At 40.5% G+C, this 20,114-nt stretch carries 13 protein-coding genes and 2 pseudogenes; 5 read left to right on the top strand and 10 right to left on the bottom strand.

What is annotated here, in order from left to right; all coding sequences use genetic code 11:
* Positions 1 to 215: 215 nt before the first annotated feature.
* The 4 genes and pseudogenes from V7L31_RS16620 (at position 216) to V7L31_RS16610 (ending at position 5,114) form a co-directional block, all read left to right on the top strand.
* Complete coding sequence (locus tag V7L31_RS16620) at positions 216 to 2,291, top strand: sensor histidine kinase (RefSeq protein ID WP_334697252.1); 2,076 nt, start codon at positions 216 to 218, stop codon at positions 2,289 to 2,291.
* Positions 2,292 to 2,303: 12 nt separating this feature from the next.
* A complete protein-coding gene (locus V7L31_RS16615) occupies positions 2,304 to 3,443 on the top strand; it encodes a hybrid sensor histidine kinase/response regulator (protein WP_334697251.1) in 1,140 nt (379 codons plus the stop codon).
* A gap of 33 nt (positions 3,444 to 3,476) precedes the next feature.
* Positions 3,477 to 3,878 (top strand): annotated as a pseudogene (locus V7L31_RS32655) (hybrid sensor histidine kinase/response regulator); the annotation flags it as partial.
* A 21-nt stretch (positions 3,879 to 3,899) separates the two neighbouring features.
* Positions 3,900 to 5,114, top strand: coding sequence for a PAS domain-containing sensor histidine kinase (locus tag V7L31_RS16610; protein WP_442944438.1), 1,215 nt, complete (start codon positions 3,900 to 3,902; stop codon positions 5,112 to 5,114).
* 936 nt (positions 5,115 to 6,050) lie between these two features.
* Here the strand turns inward: V7L31_RS16610 and V7L31_RS16605 are convergent.
* The 7 genes from V7L31_RS16605 to V7L31_RS16575 all read right to left on the bottom strand — a co-directional run bounded on the left by V7L31_RS16605 (position 6,051) and on the right by V7L31_RS16575 (position 15,601).
* Positions 6,051 to 7,112 (bottom strand): DUF1574 family protein, encoded by a 1,062-nt coding sequence (locus V7L31_RS16605; RefSeq protein WP_334697249.1) that lies wholly within the window; start codon positions 7,110 to 7,112, stop codon positions 6,051 to 6,053.
* Positions 7,113 to 7,150: 38 nt separating this feature from the next.
* Positions 7,151 to 8,365, bottom strand: a complete 1,215-nt coding sequence (locus V7L31_RS16600; protein ID WP_334697248.1) for an MBOAT family O-acyltransferase — start codon at positions 8,363 to 8,365, stop codon at positions 7,151 to 7,153.
* 824 nt (positions 8,366 to 9,189) lie between these two features.
* The gene (locus V7L31_RS16595; RefSeq protein ID WP_334697247.1) at positions 9,190 to 10,950 is read right to left on the bottom strand and encodes an EAL domain-containing response regulator; all 1,761 of its coding nucleotides are present in this window, start codon (positions 10,948 to 10,950) and stop codon (positions 9,190 to 9,192) included.
* Positions 10,951 to 11,272: 322 nt separating this feature from the next.
* Positions 11,273 to 12,403 (bottom strand): hybrid sensor histidine kinase/response regulator, encoded by a 1,131-nt coding sequence (locus V7L31_RS16590; RefSeq protein ID WP_334697246.1) that lies wholly within the window; start codon positions 12,401 to 12,403, stop codon positions 11,273 to 11,275.
* Positions 12,381 to 13,874: a sensor histidine kinase gene (locus V7L31_RS16585; RefSeq protein ID WP_334697245.1), complete on the bottom strand. Its 1,494-nt coding sequence runs from the start codon at positions 13,872 to 13,874 to the stop codon at positions 12,381 to 12,383. Before V7L31_RS16585 ends, V7L31_RS16590 begins: the two co-directional genes overlap by 23 nt.
* 63 nt (positions 13,875 to 13,937) lie before the next feature.
* Complete coding sequence (locus V7L31_RS16580) at positions 13,938 to 14,393, bottom strand: response regulator (protein ID WP_334697244.1); 456 nt, start codon at positions 14,391 to 14,393, stop codon at positions 13,938 to 13,940.
* Between the two features lie 11 nt (positions 14,394 to 14,404).
* Complete coding sequence (locus V7L31_RS16575; RefSeq protein ID WP_334697243.1) at positions 14,405 to 15,601, bottom strand: sensor histidine kinase; 1,197 nt, start codon at positions 15,599 to 15,601, stop codon at positions 14,405 to 14,407.
* A 466-nt stretch (positions 15,602 to 16,067) separates the two neighbouring features.
* Between V7L31_RS16575 and V7L31_RS16570 the strand changes: the two are divergent.
* Positions 16,068 to 16,241 (top strand): annotated as a pseudogene (locus tag V7L31_RS16570) (IS4 family transposase); the annotation flags it as partial.
* Between the two features lie 59 nt (positions 16,242 to 16,300).
* Here V7L31_RS16570 and V7L31_RS16565 read toward each other — a convergent pair.
* From V7L31_RS16565 to V7L31_RS16555, 3 genes are all read right to left on the bottom strand, one after another.
* Entirely contained in the window at positions 16,301 to 17,374 is a 1,074-nt protein-coding gene (locus V7L31_RS16565; protein ID WP_334697242.1) for an acyltransferase family protein, read from the bottom strand.
* A gap of 493 nt (positions 17,375 to 17,867) precedes the next feature.
* The gene (locus V7L31_RS16560) at positions 17,868 to 19,391 is read right to left on the bottom strand and encodes a lipopolysaccharide biosynthesis protein (protein ID WP_334697241.1); all 1,524 of its coding nucleotides are present in this window, start codon (positions 19,389 to 19,391) and stop codon (positions 17,868 to 17,870) included.
* Positions 19,392 to 19,466: 75 nt separating this feature from the next.
* Entirely contained in the window at positions 19,467 to 20,111 is a 645-nt protein-coding gene (locus tag V7L31_RS16555; protein ID WP_334697240.1) for an acyltransferase, read from the bottom strand.
* Positions 20,112 to 20,114 lie beyond the last annotated feature (3 nt).

The raw sequence follows: 20,114 nt of genomic DNA, 5'->3' as shown, positions 1-20,114 counted from the left end.
GTTTTTCAGTACTTCTACGAAAACAGTATTTAACATCTAGTAATTTCCCCATTGCTAGTAAAAATTCCTCTTGATGCACTTAAGTAAACAAGGCAGCAAAAGCAAAATCCATCAGAGATTAAGGGATTACTCTCTTTTACAAGCAATCTTCTGGGCCTAATTTTAAAGAGTAGAGTTTTAAATTCAACTCCACTCTCATTGTTCAGGCTTTAACTATGACGGCAACCTACGATATTCGCCTCGTAATCCTTTCATTCTGCATTTCTGTCTTTGCTGCTTATACAGCACTTAACCTAGCAGGACGAATCATGGCAGTTCGTAATCTGGCACGTCTTTTTTGGCTTGCTGGAGGTGCGGCTGCAATGGGCATTGGAATTTGGTCAATGCACTTTATTGCTATGCTGGCTTACCAGCTTCCTACACCAGTTTTTTACGATCTACCCGTTGTGCTTTTGTCCCTGATGTTAGCGATCGTCGCATCAGGAGGAGCATTGTTTATTACCAGTTACCGAGAGACAACCTTCAATCTAGTCATAGGTGGAATTGTTCTGGGAAGTGGAGTTGGCGCAATGCACTACAGCGGTATGGCAGCCATGAGACTTGAGGGAACGGCTCACTATAATTTGCTGCTTATTATTGCCTCGATCGTCTTTGCCCTATGTGCTTCTATCATCGCTCTCTGGATGACATTCCGAATTAAAGGGGAAGTAAATCCAATCGGCAAATTGCGAAAAATCAGTAGTAGCGTCATTATGGGGGCTGCAATCTGCGGAATGCACTATACGGCAATGGAGGCTGTCTGCTTTCATCCAACGGCTGAGACATCGATCGAGAGTTCTAGCCACCTAATAGATGTATCTAGTCTGGCTATTGCAATTGGGGCTGCAACAATAGTCATTTTAATCCTGGCTTTAATTGCCTCATTTGTCACCCAACAAATCAGCATCAAACTGGCAATCAAAGCTAAAGCACTAGAGAAAATAGAAAAAAGCGAAGAACGATTTCGCTCTCTGTTCCAAAATGTTTCTAATATCATTGCCACACTTGAAGGCAATGGACAAATTACCTATGTCAGTTCCTCTATCACTAACATCCTTGGATGCAAGCCAGAGGATTGGATGGCAGAAAATCTTGCGAAACTGGTACATCCTGACGACCAATTAGTAGCTGAAAATCTCTTCGGCTATACCTTTGACAATCCAGCCCTTGATGTGACGGCAGAATTCCGTTTGCGTCATACAGATGGTTGCTGGCGAGACTTTGAGGTAATTGTCAAAAACCTTTTAGATGACCCCAATATAGAGGGCATTGTGCTTACCTGTCGAGATATCACCGAGCGAAAACAAGCAGAAGCCGATATGCGTAAAGCACTGGAGAAAGAGCGAGAACTAAATGAATTAAAGTCGCGCTTTATCTCAATGGCTTCTCACGAGTTTCGTACCCCCCTAGCGGTTGTGTCGTCTTCCATTGGTATCCTAGAAGATTATGGACACCGCCTCAATGCAGCCCAAAGCCAAAAGCAGTTTCAGCATGTCCAAAAGTCGATCAATCATATCACCCAACTAATAGACGATGTGTTGATGATTAACCAAGCAGACCTTAACGGGCTGGAGTTTAAGCCAGCACCCGTCAATATCTTGCAATTTTGTCACAATTTAGTGGAGGAAATGCAGATCAGCGCTCCTCAACACATAATTAATCTGTCTATTATCGATGAGCGTAAATCAGTTAGTCGTAGCTGGTTCTATCTGACTTTGTGTTTGGCTCTGAAAATGGCGAAGCATTCGAGTCAAGCTCTCTGCGCTCCTGGGCTAATCTTTAATCCATATGCTTCGCTCTCTAAAGATCCGCTGCTTCGACATAAAATCCGTCAGCATCAGAATCGTAATAACCCTCAACTGGATGAGAAATTACTCCAAAGAATTCTGTCTAACTTGCTAACGAATGCAGTCAAGTATTCCGAGCCAGGAAGCGCAATCTACTTCAAATTGGTTTTGCAATCAGAAAGCGTTGCCTTTCAAATTCAAGATCGAGGCATTGGCATTCCCGTTGAAGACCAAGCCTTTTTATTTGAGTCGTTTCACCGCGCCAAGAATGTAGGACGCATTCCTGGTACTGGTTTAGGGCTGGCGATCGTCCGCAAATGTGTCGATATACATGGTGGTGAAATCAAGGTAGACAGTCATGTAGGAATCGGCACAACCTTCACGGTTACGCTTCCCCTGAAGCAAACCAGAAAGAGTTATGAAACTGAGAACGAATCGATCAAAGACCTTGTTTTAGCAGCATAAGGAGAAATAATCGTGCAATCTACTATAAAAAAGATTTTAGTTGTGGAAGATGAACCTCAAGTTCGGGAGAATATTGTCTCAATTTTGGGGTTTGAAGGGTTTTATCGAACTGCGGCTGAGAATGGCTTGATTGGCTTACAAAGAGCAAAAGAAGAGATGCCAGATTTGATTATTTGCGATGTCATGATGCCTGAGTTGAATGGCTATGAGTTTATCGACTCGCTCCGTCAAGATCCGCAAATGGCAGGCATTCCCGTCATTTTTCTCACCGCCAAAGCCGATAGAACTGACTTCCGGCAGGGAATGGAATTGGGTGCGGATGACTATCTAACCAAACCCTTCACTCCCGCTGAACTCCGGCGAGCAATTGAGGTTCAGTTCAAAAAGCAAACGATCATTGCTCAAAAGAATCAGGTGAAATTTCAGCAGCTTTGCAACACGATTACAGTGTCATTACCCCATGAACTGCATACGCCTTTGCAAAGTATTATTGCATTACCACAGTTATTAATGGAAGAATGGGACTCTACACCGGATACTGAGAAATTAGAAATGATGGAGACAGTTTATACATCTGGCAAACGGCTTTATGGCTTGACCCAAAACTTTTTGCTCTATGCCAAACTGGAAGTAACCCTATCCGATGCAGAAAAAGTTGCTGGTATCCGAGAATATGCGCCTCATACCTTTCTTAAAATGATAGTTGAAGAGACTGCATATCAGGAAGCCGAGAATGCACAGCGAACACTAGATTTAGAGATTGATCTACAAGATGAAGCTGTACAGATTCCATCTGCAAGTCTCAAGAAAGTTATCAAAGAATTGATTAACAATGCTTTCAAATTTTCTCAGTCTGGTTCTAAAGTCAGTGTCATTGGTGTTCCGAGCAATAACCTTTATTCGCTCTATGTGATCGATTACGGTCGTGGTATGACCTCTGAGCAAATTGCGAGTGTAGGTGCTTATATACAGTTTAATCATAAGTTGTATGAACAGAATGGTGCTGGATTAGGGCTAATTACTTCTAAGCGCTTAATTGAATTGTATGGAGGAGAGTTCACCATCGAGAGCATACCTGGCGAACAGACTATTGTTCGGATTGCATTGCCAATGCCAGTCATTTCTCAAGATGATGAGCCAGGCAAAAGTTGAATCACATTCAAGAAGTTGAGAAGAGGCTTCAAGATGCTAAATTTACTTCATCCCCTTTTGGATTCAAACGACTTTATTCCACATGGACATTGCTATCTTTGGAAACCAGCATTGGTCTGGCTGCATATACTTTCTGATAGTGTAATTGCATTGTCCTACTTCTCTATTCCCTGCTTGCTTGTCTACTTTGTCTCTAAACGACGCGACATTCCATTTAACTGGATATTTTTGATGTTTGGTGCTTTCATTATTGCCTGTGGCACCGGACACCTGATGGATATCTGGACATTATGGTATCCGACTTATTGGTTGTCAGGTTTAGTCAAAGCCTTGACAGCCCTTGTTTCAATGTATACAGCTTTGGAACTCATTCCTCTGATTCCTAAGGCGCTAGCGTTATCTAGTCCGGCTCAGTTAGAAGCAGCAAACCGAGATCTGGCACAAGCTCTCAAACAGTTGCAGCAGGCACAATCTCAACTGATTCAAACTGAGATTAAACTGGCTAAAACCGAGATATTACAGCAAAGCGAAGAGCGATTTCGCTCGTTGCTACAAAATGCATCGAATATCATCGCCACCTTAGGAGCGGGTGGACGAGTCGTTTATGTTAGCGCTTCTTTGACGCATATTCTGGGATATCAGCCAGAAAGTTGGATTGCGAAAAATCTTCCTGAGTTAGTCCACCCAGACGATGGCCTTTATGCAGAAGCTCTGCTTTGTCAAGCCTTTGATAATCCATCTCAAAAAACAATAGTAGAATTTCGTTTGCATCATGCGGATGGTTCCTGGCACGACTTTGAGGCGATCGCTAAAAACCTCCTAGATGAGCCAAATGTAGCGGGCATTGTGATCACTTGTCGAGATGTCACCGAGCGAAAACAAGCAGAAGCCGATGTCCGTAAAGCATTGGAGAAAGAACGAGAACTAAATGAATTAAAGTCGCGCTTTATCTCAATGGCTTCTCACGAGTTTCGTACCCCTCTGGCGGTCGTATCTTCTTCTATTGGTATCCTAGAAGATTATGGAGATCGCCTCAATGCAGCCCAAAGCCAAAAGCAGTTTCAGCATGTCCAAAAGTCGATCAACCATATCACCCAATTACTAGACGATGTGTTGATGATTAACCGAGTAGAAGCTGGGAAACTAGAATTCATGCCAACTCCAATCAATGTTATGCAGTTTTGCCACAGTCTAGTGGAAGAAATACAACTCAGCGCCCCTTGCCATCAGATTACGCTGTTTATTACCGATGAACAGGACGCAGCTAGCAAAAGTCATGCTCAACTCGACAAGAAGTTACTCCAATCTATTTTGACTAACTTGTTGTCGAATGCTGTCAAGTATTCGTTTGCAGGAAGCACAATTGACTTCCACCTAATTTGTCAAAATGAAAAGACGATCTTTAAAATTCAAGATAAAGGTATTGGGATTCCCGATGACGATCGAGACCACTTGTTTAAGACCTTTCATCGGGCTAAGAATGTAGGGAATATTCCTGGAACAGGGTTAGGGCTTTCGATCGTCAAGAGATGTATTGACCTGCATGGTGGTGAAATACAGGTACATAGTCAAGTAAATATGGGTACAACCTTCACGATTACAATCCCCACAAATCAAATGGAACTCATAGCTGGCAAACCGCTGCTCCCGTCGTTACTGTACTCACATTGAGGGCTAGCTGTCTAACCCTCTTTTGTCAGAGGTGATTCGTAAAGAAAATCTAAGGAACTTCCAAAGAATAAATTATTCCAAAAAAAAAGGAAGAGGCAGGTTGATTTAAAGAATGATAATAATTTTAAGGGGGAGAAAAGGCTCGCCATCGGCAAGTGCGCTTTGAATCATAATATGGTTCTTGAGAACTTTTGGCAATCTCGTTTGGGGGAAGGCAAAAGGCAGTCCCGATGAAACAAGTTTCACAGCCAAGCATGAAAATGTGATGTGAGACGGATCTATATATCTATATAGATACTAATCGAAGGCGCATTTTCAAGTCAGAGGGCAGAAGGCAGAAGTCGGAAGGGTAGAAGTAATACATTCAAGCTTTGAGTTTGTTTAAGCTAGCAACTAATCAGGGCAAACGCATCTTATTTACTAATAAAAACTAAGAAAGATTTCAAAATGATATAGATAATTGTAAAAATTGAGGGAATGATAAGCAAACTAACTCAAATATTGGCTCTCCAAATGTGGATCAGCTTATCTTCATCTGAATGACTATTTATTAATAGTAAAATAATTCAATTAAGTAGGTAGGTGGGGAAAAACCAAAATGTGTAACAATAAGTAAATACGGGTAAATTATAAAATATGGGAGCGCATCTAAGAGTATTTCTGAACCGTGAAGAAGATCGAACCTTATTTGAGTTAAGGACAGCGTAGTAGAAGATTGAGTATTCTTGGTTTGTTTTAACCATTAGTAAGTTTTATTTATGGCTTAGTTATTGGTAGCATCACTAGTGAATCTTATATAAAAATGATGGAATATGAGGCTATTCAGGCAGAACAATAAATCAAGGCTACTGGACGTTTGGAACAATTTATTCTTTGGAAGTCCCTTAGTTCAAATCACAGCTGTCAGGTTTTTCAAAATAGCTTTAAAATCGATGCTCAGTCACTTTGCCCTCTTGCTGCCCTTACCTCAAATAGGTGTTCCCGAATTACTTTGTCAAATAGTATCTGTGTGAAAGAAGTAGCTCCTGTATTAGAAAGATGCACAGTGTCTGGTATATGATCGTCCGGCTCAACATCCCTAAGACTGTAAAGAGAAATACCATAATTCTTAAAATACAACTTTAGTTCCTTAAGGTAGGCTTTTCGATAAACACTCTTCTGTGCCATTTGGTTATGTAATTGCGTAGTTGGTAGTTCTACAAAGATCAGCTTGATTTTAGATTGCAATGCTAATTTAACAAAATCCTCTAAATAGGTTTTTGAAGGTTCAAAGCTCCAGTTTATGGGAGTATCATATAGTCCTTTGTAATAGGGGCTTTTTTCTACGTTGATTAGTTGATTAATAGCTTCGCTCCGAACTACATTATCTAAATCCAGAAATCCATCAACATTGTTATTGAGTTGAACTGGTTTAAGCTGTGAATGAGTTAAATATCTATTTAAAACTTCTCTAATAAGAAAACGATATCTGTAAACCCTACTAATTTTTTTTAATAATAAATCTGAGCGGCTATCTATTGTTACAAAGGACTTTTTAAAAAGTAGTGGTAAATCTTCGTCTTTGCTTAATTGTGCTACATTAGCGTCATCAAAAAAACCAGTTGCAGTAAGTTCATTATCGACAAAGCCATAGATTAAGAGTTTAGGTTGTTTTCCTTGCTGTATTTCATGTTTAAGAAGCAAATAGTGAATCCCAAAAGGAGTACTAGGTATACCTAAGTTATAAGATTGTATAGGGTATCCTGTACTTTTAGTAGAAAGTTGGGTAATCATACTAGGCTTTATTCCAGTAGTCACTCTGGAGTTACCCATAAATAATATATCAGAGGGCAATTTGTAGTTATGAACAATACGTTGAATAGGTAATTGATTCTCACCCCAATGAGCTAAGGTTATGTCTACACCTAACCATACTCCCAAAAATATAATAGTTATTATCCAGGAAACTCTATTATTAATTAATCTAAGAGTTGTTTTTATGAGATAATTTATAGTCATTGTAACCCATTCCTCACTCTACTACTTAGTCAAGTTAGCTAAAACTGAAAGTAAATAAATTGTTGACTTTGGGGAGCAAATACTGTTAGTAAAAATAGAACTATTACATAAAGCATTGGTCGTAATTTAACTAACTCACTAAACTGATACCTACACTGATAAAAGTTAAATAATAGTTTTGATATTAGTAAAGCAGTAACAACTACAAGACTCCATAATAGGTAATGTGAGGATTGGATGTATGCTGTAGGTGTGATTAATGTTTGTATCCAAGCTCTTAATTGAACTACGTCATGAGCACGAAAAATAATCCACCCAATAACTAGGGTCAAATAAGTTAACATCCAGGCAGATAAATGTCCCCAAAAAGTATCCTTAAAAAGCCATTTAGCTATAAGTGAACTAGTAAATACACGATGTACTATCAAGGCACCTCCGTTATAAAGTCCCCAGAGAACATAAGTCCATCCCGCTCCATGCCAGAGTCCACATAATGTCATCGTAATTAGCAGATTAATATAAGTTCTGTTTTCACCAGTGCGGCTTCCTCCAATAGGTATGTAGAGGTAATCTCTAAACCAGTTAGATAGTGTAATATGCCACCGCCGCCAAAACTCACTAATACTACGAGAAACATAAGGAAAGTCAAAATTAATTGGTAAATCATAATCTAGTAGTTTAGCTGCACCTCTAGCCATATCTGTGTACCCTGCAAAGTCTAGGTAGATTTGTAGAGAAAACAAACTACCTATAATCCATATATCCCAGGCTGAAGTGTGGTTGGTTTTAAAACTAGCATCAACTAGACTTGCTAAATTATCTGCAAGTACTACTTTTTTAAATGCACCAATACATAAAATATCAATTCCGGTAAAGAAAGTTTCCCAACGGAATATTTTTCTAGTATCTAACTGAGGAGTAAATTGTTGTACTCGCACGATAGGGCCAGCTATCAAATGAGGAAAGAAGGAGATGTATAAGGCAAAACAATAGATTCCAGGTATTGTTGCCCCTGTTTTATAGGCATCAATCAAAAAGCTAATTGCCTCAAAAACAAAAAAACTTATTCCTAAAGGTAAAGCCAGTGGAGATACAGCAGAATCTAGAGAATTATTATTTGTAAAAAATTTAAAATTATCAAAAATGAAATTGTAATATTTAAAACAAAATAATAATGTTAAATTTATAATTATTCCTAGTATTAGGAATACTTTTCTTTTTCTCCCTTGATAAAAATTTATTAAAGTTGCCAATAGCCAATTACTTATACTGAATCCTAGCAGAAGTAATAAACCTTCTAGCTTCCATGCCCCATAGAAGATGTAGCTGCTCAAGAGTAGGAAGTAGTTACGCCATTTGCTAGGGAGTAACCAGTATGTGCAAACAACGAGAGCTAAGAAAATTGCATAGGTAAAACTGTTAAAAAACATATAGCAATTGAAAGATTAATTAAATAGTTAATAACCACTGATATTAATAAACAAATAACTCGATCAGTAATGGGTCTGACTATGGACACTTTCACATTATGAATCGTAATATTTATAAAGTCTGATACCTGCCCAAACTTAGAGATTTTAAATAAAAACCAGTCTAAAGAAATAAAATGAAATACTAATAGTCGTCGGATAAGTTCTAATATAGATTGTTACTATAGATATATTGACTGGTTTGAATTTATTTTGAAGCGCTCGTTAACCAACTGTTATATAACTAATCCAAACTATAAATTAGTACTTCTTTTAGTTTTATACAATCGAAAAATTACTGAGAAATTTTGCCTAGCTCTTAGAGACTTATAAGTATAATTACGGTTTAACAATCAAAATGGCGATCGCTCTTTGACAGTTTTGGATATCACTTTTTTATCTTATAGAACTGTCGCGAACCATATTCCTCTCTAACAAAGGCGAGTAACTCAAATCAATATATTGATTTGAGATTTTCATGTAGCAACTAACCTTCACATAAGGTTTCTAATTCCAACCAACCTCGCCACAAAACTTGCATCCCAATAGGGCTATTTTTCCTGTGTTCTAAGTACTCTCCAAGACGTGCAATTGCTCTAATTACCGAGTCAACTGTAATTTGTATCTACTTTTTTTGTTTGGGTGGAGTACTGGCTTTCAAAGATCCTATCGACGATCAGTTGAGTGGCTGCTTGGCTGGGCAACGGTTTAGAGAATAAGTAACCCTGTCCCAACTTACAGTTCAATTCTTTTAATTTTTCCAGTTGAATTGAGGTTTCTATTCCTTCTGCCACGATGTTAATATCCAGGCTGTCAGCCAGAGCAATAATAGCTTTAATCACGGCATTTTGCCCATCTGCATCAATCTGGCTAATAAAAGAGCGATCGACTTTCAGCGTATCAATTGGAAACTGATGCAAACGGCTCAAGCAGGAGTAACCTGTACCGAAGTCATCAATACATAACTTAATTTGCAGCGATTTCAGCGATTGGAGGATGTTATTTTTATCCTCTGTCATTTCTAAAAGATAACTTTCAGTTACTTCCAGTTTTAAATACTCACCAGACAAATCATAGTGATGCAATATTTCTGCCAGCTGCTGACTAAAGTCAATTTGATTCAATTGCAGCGCGCTGATATTAACGTTTACGATCAAGTCAGAGTATTGAGGAAACTGCTGTTGCCAGCTTCGCAGTTGATTACAGGCTTCTTGGAGAATCCACCAGCCTAACTCGTCAATTAGCCCCTTTGCTTCCGCGATCAAAATAAACTGAATCGGTGGTATCATTCCTCGTTCGGGATGATTCCAGCGAATCAATGCTTCAAAACCGATTAACTGATTTGTAAACAAATGAACAATGGGTTGATAATGTAAGCAAAATTCTTGCTGTTTACCAGAATATGTGATTTCGAGAATCGCTCGTCTCAAGTCCGTTTCTAACTGGAACTGCTCAGAAAGATTAACTCGCATTGCGGGATCGAACACAGTATATCCATTCTTGCTTGCTGTTCTGGCATGATGCATTGTTAGGGAAGCATCGGCTAGCAGATCGATGGCGTTGCTATAGCAAAACTGGCTGTGCGTAATTCCGATACTTATGCTGCTGAATACTTCACAGCCGCCTAAATCGAATGCCTGTTTCAGACTCCGTTGATGAAGTTGCTCGGCTAGCTGGGTTGCTGTCGATAGATCCGAGATGTTTTCCAGAATAATAATAAATTCGTCACCGCCAAAATAGGCGAGGAACTGCTCAGGTGCAAGGATTTGCCGCAGTTGAGTGGCTACAGTTTGCAGCAAGCGATCGCTCATCAGTTGCCCAAATGCATCGTTGATTTCCTTAAAGCTATCTAAGCCCACAAATAGCACGGCATACTGAGAGGTTGTATTTGTGGGTGTCTGTTGAATTAACCGATTGAGTTGCTGGATTAAGTACAGTTTGTTGGGTAAGTGGGTCAACGAATCCCAGAGTGCAGAGTTATGCTGCGCCAGGGATGCCGTTTCCTGTTTGGCGAGTCGGGCGGCGATCGCCGCTAATAATTCATCAACACTAAAGGGTTTCGTCAAATAATCGTCTGCACCCAGGTTCATACCCTGACGAATATTTTCATGGGTGCTTTTAGCACTCAAAAAAATAAAGGGGACTAATGCAGTATCTAGATTCTGCCTTAATGTCGATAGCACCTCGTAGCCATCTGCACCTGACATCATCACATCGCAAAGAATCAGTTGAGGATGCTGGGACTGAGCCAAATAGATCCCAGTTTGACCGTCTTCGGCTTCCACGACCTCAAAGCCTTCAGCTCCTAAAATGTCAAGAATTTCTTCGCGCAGTGAAACTTCATCTTCAATGACTAATATTTTGCACATATAAGTAAGTTGACACAATAAAACAAAACTATGTTAATAAAGATAAACTCGACTAAAGCGTGAATCATGGGATAGTTTCGCCCAATCTGGAATGAATTATCAATGGTTTCAAGCGCCGATTCATCCCGCATTTATACAACGCCTCAATTAAATTTCTCTTCCCTTCTTGCCCCCTGCCGCCGCTCGCAGACTCGCAAGCGTTCGCGCACGTCTCTTAGAGTTGCCATGCCGAAGGCGTTGCCTCTCGTAGAGAAGGCTTTACGCTGCGCTATCCTACCTTCTTCAAGCCAACCTACTTATCTCTGCTATGAATTCCTCTCATTTAGTTAGGAACCAAGGCAACAGGCAGATTAGTCTCAATAGGCAGTTGAAGCGTAAACTGAGTCCAACCCGCTTTACTACTGATTTGAATTTTACCGTTTAGTCGTTCAGCCAATTTCTCAACCAGTGTTAAGCCTAGACCATTGCCGCCTTGCTGCCATCGATCGATCTCTGGTACCCGATAAAACGGTTGGAACAGATTGGGAATGAACTCATCTGGAATCTCTGCTTCGTTGCTAACAATGAACATAATCATCTGACCATCGGATGCAGTCAAATCACAACGAGCTTCCAAAACAATCTTTCCGCCGGGAGCCGTGAATTTACAAGCATTGTTGAGTAGTTCGCTCAAGATGCGCTTGAAATCTGCGGCATCGATTATGGGCATTGGCAAATAGGGTGGAATGTTGCTCCAGAGAGTTTGTTGGCGTTGTCGAGCCTGGGTTTTAAATGGTTCGATGATCGCTGGAATCCAGGTTTGTAAATTCAGCGTTTCCGGTTGTAAGGGACGTTCGTTTACACCCAAATAATGCAAATCGAGCAAGTCATTGATCAGATTAATTTCGCGGGAACACTCCTGCTGCAACCGATCGATATAGCGTTGCGTTTGCTCTGGGTTGGAAGCTTGTCGCAGGAGTTTCAACGCCATCATAATATTGGTCGCAGGTCTTCGTAATTCCTGTGATGCAGTCTCGATAAATTCGTCTTTAAGTAAATTGGAGTGCTGAAGGTGGGTAAGTTTCTGATGGATCTGGACGATCGCTACTTGCTTAGTCAATCGACTTGTAATAGCGTTAAGCAACTCATCCGTCCTAAAGGGTTTTGTTAAATAATCATCTGCGCCTAACTCCATCCCCTGCCGAACATTTTCGCGGGTCACTTTAGCAGTGAGGAAAATGAAAGGAATCAGCACTGTGTCTGGGTGTTGTCGTAAGCTAGATAACACTGCATACCCATCAGCTTCGGGTAGCATCACATCGCAGAGGATCAAGTCAAAGGGGGTTGTTTGAGCCAAATGAAGCCCCTGTACCCCGTCTTCTGCTCCCATCACATCAAACCCCTCAGATTCTAAAATATCGAGGATTTCTTCGCGTAGGGATGGCTCATCTTCAATTACCAGGATCTTGGTCATGAATCTGCTCTACTAAAGCAATGGGCAAGGTTACTATGATTAGAGTACCCTGATTCACTTGACTAGTAACATTTATTATACCTTGACAACGTTCTACGCATTGCTTAACAATTGCTAGCCCGATGCCCGTCCCAGGCAGATTGTCAACATTGCTACCGCGATAAAACGGGATGAATAATTTGTCGTGGTCTTCTAGGGGAATGCCAATGCCCTCATCTCGAATTGAGAAAGTTACCTGTTCAGGAGCAAAAATCAGGTTAAACGTCACCCTTCCACCGTCCATAGAATATTTAATTGCATTGCAGAGCAAGTGGGTGAGTATGAGTTCCAAGAGGGTTGGATCGAGGCAAATTTGCCGATTGTTGCCCTGACTCTCAAAGATAATTGGGTGTTCACTGGTCGTTAATGTCGCAATTAATTCTTGACAGAACTTTTCTAAGTTCAGTGGTACAGGGTTGAATTTGGTCTGATGTTCCCCCGATCTGTTCATTACCAGCATATCGTTGAGCAACTCAGTCATCCTCTGCACTCCACCGATGATGTGATTGTAGCGAATCTGGTTTTTTTCTGGAGTCCATTGATGAGCATAGCGTTTTAACGACTCTGTTGCTACCAAAATCACACTCAGCGGTGTCCGAAATTCATGGGAAACCATTGTAATGAATTGAGACTTGAGTCGGTGTAATTCTCTGGCTTGCTGCAAAGCTTCTTGCATGGCAGCTTCAGCTCGTTTGCGATCGCTAATATCTCGCAGAATACAGACTGTTCCCCCATCCGGTAACAATGTGATTGAGAGTTCTTGGTCAAAAGATTGATTATTACATTTATGACCAACAGCCTCTCCTCGCCAAAATCTCCGTTGCTGTAGGCTTTGCTCAATTTCGCCGTTCAAGCGGGCTTGTTGAATAGGGTCATAATGAATTTTCCAATTGGTCTGTAGCAGTAGACTCGAATCTTTGTAACCGTAGATTTTGGCATAGGCTTCGTTGACATACACATAGTTCCATTGGGCGTCTAAAATGGCAATTCCTTCACTCGATGCGGCGATCGCCACTGACTGTTGATGCATTACTTGTTGCATTCGCGATCGCTCAATCGCATGGCGAATGGCTCGAATCAAGGCATAGGCGTTAATTTGCCCTTTGACGAGATAATCTTGTGCGCCTTGCCGCACTGCCTCTAAAGCGATCGCTTCGTCTCTGAGGCTAGTGAGTACGACAATCGGCAAGGTTGGAGCCACCGTATGGAGTTGGGTGATTGTCTCCAAGCCATGAGCATCGGGCAGGGAGAGATCGGATAGAATCACATGAAAGCTGTGGCGGTGCAGTTGTTCGAGGGCTAGTGTCAGTTTTTCTACGACTGTAACTTTCCAGCTAGTTTGATCTGCGTTTTCCAGAAACTCTTGTAAGAGATCCGCATCTTCTAGGCTATCTTCAATTAACAGAATTTGTAGAGAATCATTCTCGATCATGAGTTCTACCTAGAAGTGATGCCAAAACCAATCCTAAAATCAACGCCAGATGTTAACTATAGCCTAAGATTGAAGTTTTGGAAGCTTCACAGCCACCAGCCAAAAAAATTCAATCGAACGAATCACCTTAGCAAATTCTTCTAAGCTCACAGGTTTGGTAACATAGCAATTGGCATTCAGTGCGTAAGTTCGCAAAATATCTTCATTAGCCCCAGAGGTTGTTAAAACCACAACCGGAATCAACTTCAGATCGGGATCGGCTTTGAGTTCGGCTAAGACTTCTCGACCATCTTTTCTAGGTAAATTCAAATCCAGTAAAATCAAATCTGGACGAGGTGCATTGGCATAATTGCCCTGCTGCCGTAAAAATTTTAAGGCTTCAACTCCATCCTCCACCACATGAATTTGGTTGAGAACTTTGGCATCGCCCAGAATTTCAACCGTTAAATCGGCATCCTCTGGTGAATCCTCGACTAAAAGGATTTCAATGGGTTCAATCGGGTGAGAGTCTTTGCTCATTGGGAGGTTTCTTAATCTACTGGCATTGTAAACCAGAAAACAGATCCTTTCCCTAGCTCTGATTCCACCCAGATGTTTCCGTTGTGACGCTGAACAATTTTCTTGCAAATGGCTAAACCCAGTCCTGTGCCAGAATATTGGCGGCGGGTATGTAAGCGCTGAAAGATGATAAAGATGCGCTCTGCATATTGGGCTTCAATCCCAATCCCATTATCACGCACTGCAAATCGCCATTGGTTGTCTTGCTGGGTCGCAGTGATGTGAATTTGAGGAGGCTCTTCTTGACGATATTTAATTGCGTTGCCAATTAAATTTTGTAACAAGCGGGTGAATTGTTCTTTGTCGGCTTTGATCGTTGGGAGGCGATCGCGTGTAATGTTGGCGTTGCTTTCGGCGATCGCAATATGGAGTGCGTGAATCACTTGGTCAACTACCTGATTGCAATCGGTCGAAACTAATCGAAAATCACAACGACCAACTCTGGAATATGATAGCAAGTCTTCAATTAGTGCCTGCATTCGAGATGCAGCATTCACAATATAGGTGATGTATTTATCGGCTTTCTCATCTAACTGCTTTTGATATTTCTGTGCCAATAGTTCGGTATAGCTGACAATCACCCGCAAGGGTTCCTGTAGGTCATGGGAAGCAACATAGGCAAACTGCTCTAACTCTTGATTAGATCGTTGTAGTTCGGTTTCGGCTTGCTGGCGCTGCTCCACTTCGTTTTGCAGTTGTTGAATCGTTTTCGTTAACTCTTCAGTGCGTTGAGCCACTCTTGTTTCTAGTGCTTGATTGAGTTGTTCAAGGGTCTGATTTGCAATCTCTAATTGAGCCGGACTGGGTAATGCCAAAGCCTGAGGAGTTAACTGAATTAGTGCCAGCGCTGTATAGAGAGAGATGATCGCTGTCACTGCTTTCATTCCTCCTGTGAGCCAGTATATTGGATGCCACAGCGTCCAGATTTCTAACAGATGAGTGGTTCCACAACAAACAATGAAGGCTCCGAAAAGCCAAAAAGCTCCACGAAAAGGGATATCTGAGCGTTTATAAGACAAGTAAATCAGAAAAATGGGAATGGAATAGTAAGCCAAGGCAATTAACGCATCTGACATTCCATGTAGCCAAACTAACCCTGACTGCCAAAGGTAGCAATGTCCATGCGGTATATAGTTGGATGAAAAAAATGCTTGTAAAAATGCTTTCATCGCTTTTTGAGCTATTCGCTCAGGTTAGGGACTTCCAAAAAATAAATCACCATTTATAATAATGATAATCATTGTTAGAGAGGGTAAGAGAAGCAGCTGTCAGATGCTTCTCCTTACCCTTTTTGTAATAAATTTAATTGGCGCTTTAATTTTTGGGTGTTTGGAGTGTTGATAGAATTAACTGATATTGTATACACGCTTAACAGCAAGTGAAGTGCGAAAGCTATTAATTGAGCAGGGCAAACGCATCTAAGGTACTCTTGATCAAGACCAAGATTAAGACCCAACGAAAAAGGGAGCAACGCAAAAAAGTGAGATCCTCGTGAAATAGGCAGGGGGAGTAAAGAGGCATTTTTAGTACTTTTTACGAGCGTTATAGATTGCTTATACATTTATTTCTTTCTCTTCCCCTGCCTCTCCTGCCTCCCCTGCTTACCCATCCATCTCACAAAATCGCATTCCTCCCGTTGACTTGGCAGATGCGGTAGCTGATGAATTAGCTTTGCCATTTGACCGCATTTCTTTGGAGATGATTTTTCGTGGTCTGTACCATTTTAGTGTCGCAAACTCCAAAGGCAAAGCGGATAACCCGATTAAGTACTTCGCTGCCCCAGAGAATCAAGACTTAGGTATGGTTAAATACCCTCTATTTTCCTTAACCGAGCAGTATTGGTTCAGGAGCGGCACTGTGTAAAGTTATCATGTTACTGGTTTAGTTATTGTTCGTTGATGTCGCCAGTCATTTAATGGCTTTTCAACTAATCGATAAAACATAAAACTGAAGCTAATTGCTATTGCCCAACCGATTATTTGTAGCAGTAACATCATTGGACTATCAAGCGGAATAAACCTTGATCCGAGATTGATTACTCTTCCCTGAAGTGGAGCGTGAAGTAAGTAGAGAGGATATGACATTACACCTATAAATTTAAGCCATTTTATAAATTTTAAAGAATCAATGTGTTTATCTAGCTTGTACAGAAAATAAATAATAATTGAAAAAATACTACTAAATAGTATTTGATTTACTTGATGATGTGCAAAATTCATATACTGTCCTAAACCACCCAATATTATAATTACTATTAAACATAAATTACGTTGATAAATATGATTTTTATTGCTTGCCCAAAGAGCGATAAATACTAATGAACCACAAAGAAATTCACTCCAATACTTAAATAAAGCTAATCGGGGATCGGCAGGAATAAAAACAGAATATAATCCTAAAATTATAGCTATAAAAAAAGATAGATTTTGATTTATTGTATTTCTAATTAACAATAAAATTGCGATTATTATATAAAATCCTAACTCGACAACAAGTGACCAGTAAACTACAACGTAGAACGGAACATTTAAATAGGGTTGGATTAAAAATAGATTACCTACCCAGGATTGTAATGATAATGGGAAAGAATTTAAAAAATTAGTTTGGTTAAAGGGAGACGATACTAAATTCAGAATTATAGTGATTATCAATGCTAACCAATAAGTGGGCATTAAACGCCAGAATCGACTCTTGATAAAATTCCAGGTACTAGCATTTTTAAAAGATAATCTATAGACACTAGCTGCAATACAGTAGCCGCTAATTACAAAGAAAAGGTGAACTCCCAACCAACCAGGGGCTGCTACTGATTTTAATAACTCAACCAATGGGTGAAGAGGTTTGTTAAATGTAGTGCCAAAACCATGAAAAATCATTACCCATAAGGCTGCAATACCCCGCCAATGGTCTAAGGTTTTGTACTGTGGATTCCAGGCTGTCATAAATTATCCGTTATAACTAAGGAAATTGGCGAGAAAAATTCAATTTATGTGAAGAAATATCAATATGATGTAGGGTGTATTGTCGCCGAGCGCCGCACCTTGAATTATTGATAGTGCGTTGCTATAAGGCATAACACACCCTACGTTTACGTTTATTAACATAGCTTTAAATATTAACACCGACTTACTTGTTGTCCATCAACCGTTTTTATCACTTTGGGAGAAGCCAATCACTGAAAGCCTTTCAGAGCTTTAATTTCCAGATTTGAGCTATAAATTTCATTTACTGTTAGAAAATAAAGGCTCAAAGCTTGACTGAATAAAAGTTTTAGAATCTTGCTTCGATGATTGTTTTCCGAGAGTGACAAAACAGGGTTATGTGAAGCAATTGAAGATTACAACTCAATCTGGGATGAAACTCGGTGCAATAGAGCATGGGCTATCAAAAGACATTATTAGCTTGAAAAAGAAGATTATTGGAGGAGGCGGAGAGTTATCTACGAATAATTGAAAACAATATACGTAATCGAGTGTTCCACTGGCAGCGTTCTGATGTATTGAACACTAGTAACCATACCATGACAATGTAAATGAGCTCAGTCAACCCTATTTCAGCACCCAATCCAAACCATCCCAAAGGGGTGTGGGTTCTGGCAATCCACCAAACTGCTAAACCATAAGGAATAGCAACTGCCAATGGTCGAGCAACTGCTAAAAAAAGTTGTCTCAATGATGTACCAAAAACAGATCGAAGTAAAAGGGGAAACCACCATAGGCTAACAGTCACAAAAGCAACAAAAGTACCTAGAAGAGGGCCTATCATCCCAAACAAGTAAGTGCAGACAATACTGATGACTACATTTATTAATGCTGAAAGTGTAGTAGGCAGTATCACTTTTGCGACATTTCCAGTACCACTAAAACACCATCCCCAGAGGGACAAAAGCCCTAGCAGAAATCCATTGCTGGTAGCAAGCAAGGTAATGCCAATACCACTAAAACGGTCTTGTCCAACCCATAACTGAATAAAGTAAGAGTTATAAGCCGCGATCGCCACCATAAAAGCTAGTCCCATCACTGTTACTAACTGCGTTAATTCGGTTAAACGGGCGTTAAACTTTTCTCGTTCTCCCTTAGCATGGAGATCGGCAAGAGCAGCCCAAGTAGCATTACCAATGCCTTGTATTTGTGTTTGTGCCAGCATCGCCAGACGTTGGGTAATGAAAAACGGCACAATGCTTGCTGGACCAAGAGTGTAGGAAATGATAATATTATCAGTAAACAAGCTAAACTGGCCTGAAAGATTTAAAACCAATGTAGGCCAGTTCAATTGCCAAAGTTGTTTCTCAATCGGAAATTGAGATTTGCGATCGCCAACAGCTATAAAAACATCTGGATAGCGGCGCAGTCCTTCCCAACACATTAATAATTGAAAAGAAATATTGCCCCAAAAAATAGCCAGATATTGCCCAGGAATGCCAAATCCAGCCCTTGCCAAGAGTAATGCTACACCAGTGATTAGGAGGTTTTGAAATCCTAAGAAGGCGTTGGCAAAATAACTGCGTTGGCTGGCATCTGCTAAGAAGCGAAAGGGGGTTAAGGGCAGTAAAAAAATACTCATCAATCCCAACCAATAGCCCTTTTGAAGTTCGCCTACTAACACTCCTTTGACGGGTACTAGATGAGTGATGAAACAGCCCAGCACAACTCCTAGCAGCCCCATGATTCCCATAATTCGTAGATAAGCGCTGATACCGGTAGCTAGTGTGAGGCGAACTTGTTGGCGATCGCCACAACTCACTGCTTTAGCCAACAGTGGCAGCAATGAGCCACTAATGCCCAGTTCTAGGAGATGAAGATAATTTCCCCAATCACTAGCAGCGCGAAACGCTCCATAGCGCTCATCGTTCAGCCAACTCAGTAGCAGGGGTGTGCTGACTAAACCTACACCCAGTGTTATCACCTGTAACATAAATCCAGTGACAAAGTTAACTACTGAGCGTTGAGTTCTATGCATTTGGCTTGTACTAAATCCATTGAATATTAGGAAGAACTACAGAATGGCTTGTTGTAATGCCTAAATTATTGAATTTTAAATTCTAGATTTATCAGTCCACCACACATTTTCTCGAACTACTCGTGCAGGAACTCCAGCTAACAAAGAATGAGGTGGACAAGATTTATTGACAATTGCTCCAGCAGCAACAACTGAACCCTCGCCAATTGTCACGCCCTTTAAAACAGTTACATTACACCCAATCCATACATTATCTGCAATTACTATTGGGTCTGAATAAGGTGGTAAGCCAAATCCATGCCCATCATCATCAATTACACTTACTCCAAAGGATATGGCACAGTTTTTCCCAATATAAATTGAATTTTGGGCAGCTATTTTACTCCCATCAGTGATATAAGAATTACTTCCTATTGTCAGTTTGGCGGAATGTCCAACACTCAATTTTACACCCCGTCCTATGATGGCTCCATCTAAGACAATTATTGCGTTAGAATCGCAAGCAATTACAGTGGTATCATTTCTTGGAGTCGATGCACCTAATAAGGGTATTCCGATAGAGCAAACCTCGTCAGAAGGCTGAACAATAATATCTGAAGATAAACTTAGTTGAATTCTACCTCGACATATAAACATACCTGCTTTTCCTGCACAACGGTTTAGATGCCATTGTGCTATCCAATTAACATCCGAGGCTCTACAAATCAAACGGTATACCATAGA

This window comes from Nostoc sp. (assembly GCF_036916655.1).
In the GTDB taxonomy this organism is placed as follows: Bacteria; Cyanobacteriota; Cyanobacteriia; order Cyanobacteriales; family Nostocaceae; genus Nostoc.
The sequence above is the reverse complement of the archived record's forward strand: the minus strand, read 5'-3'. Positions and strand labels throughout refer to the sequence as shown.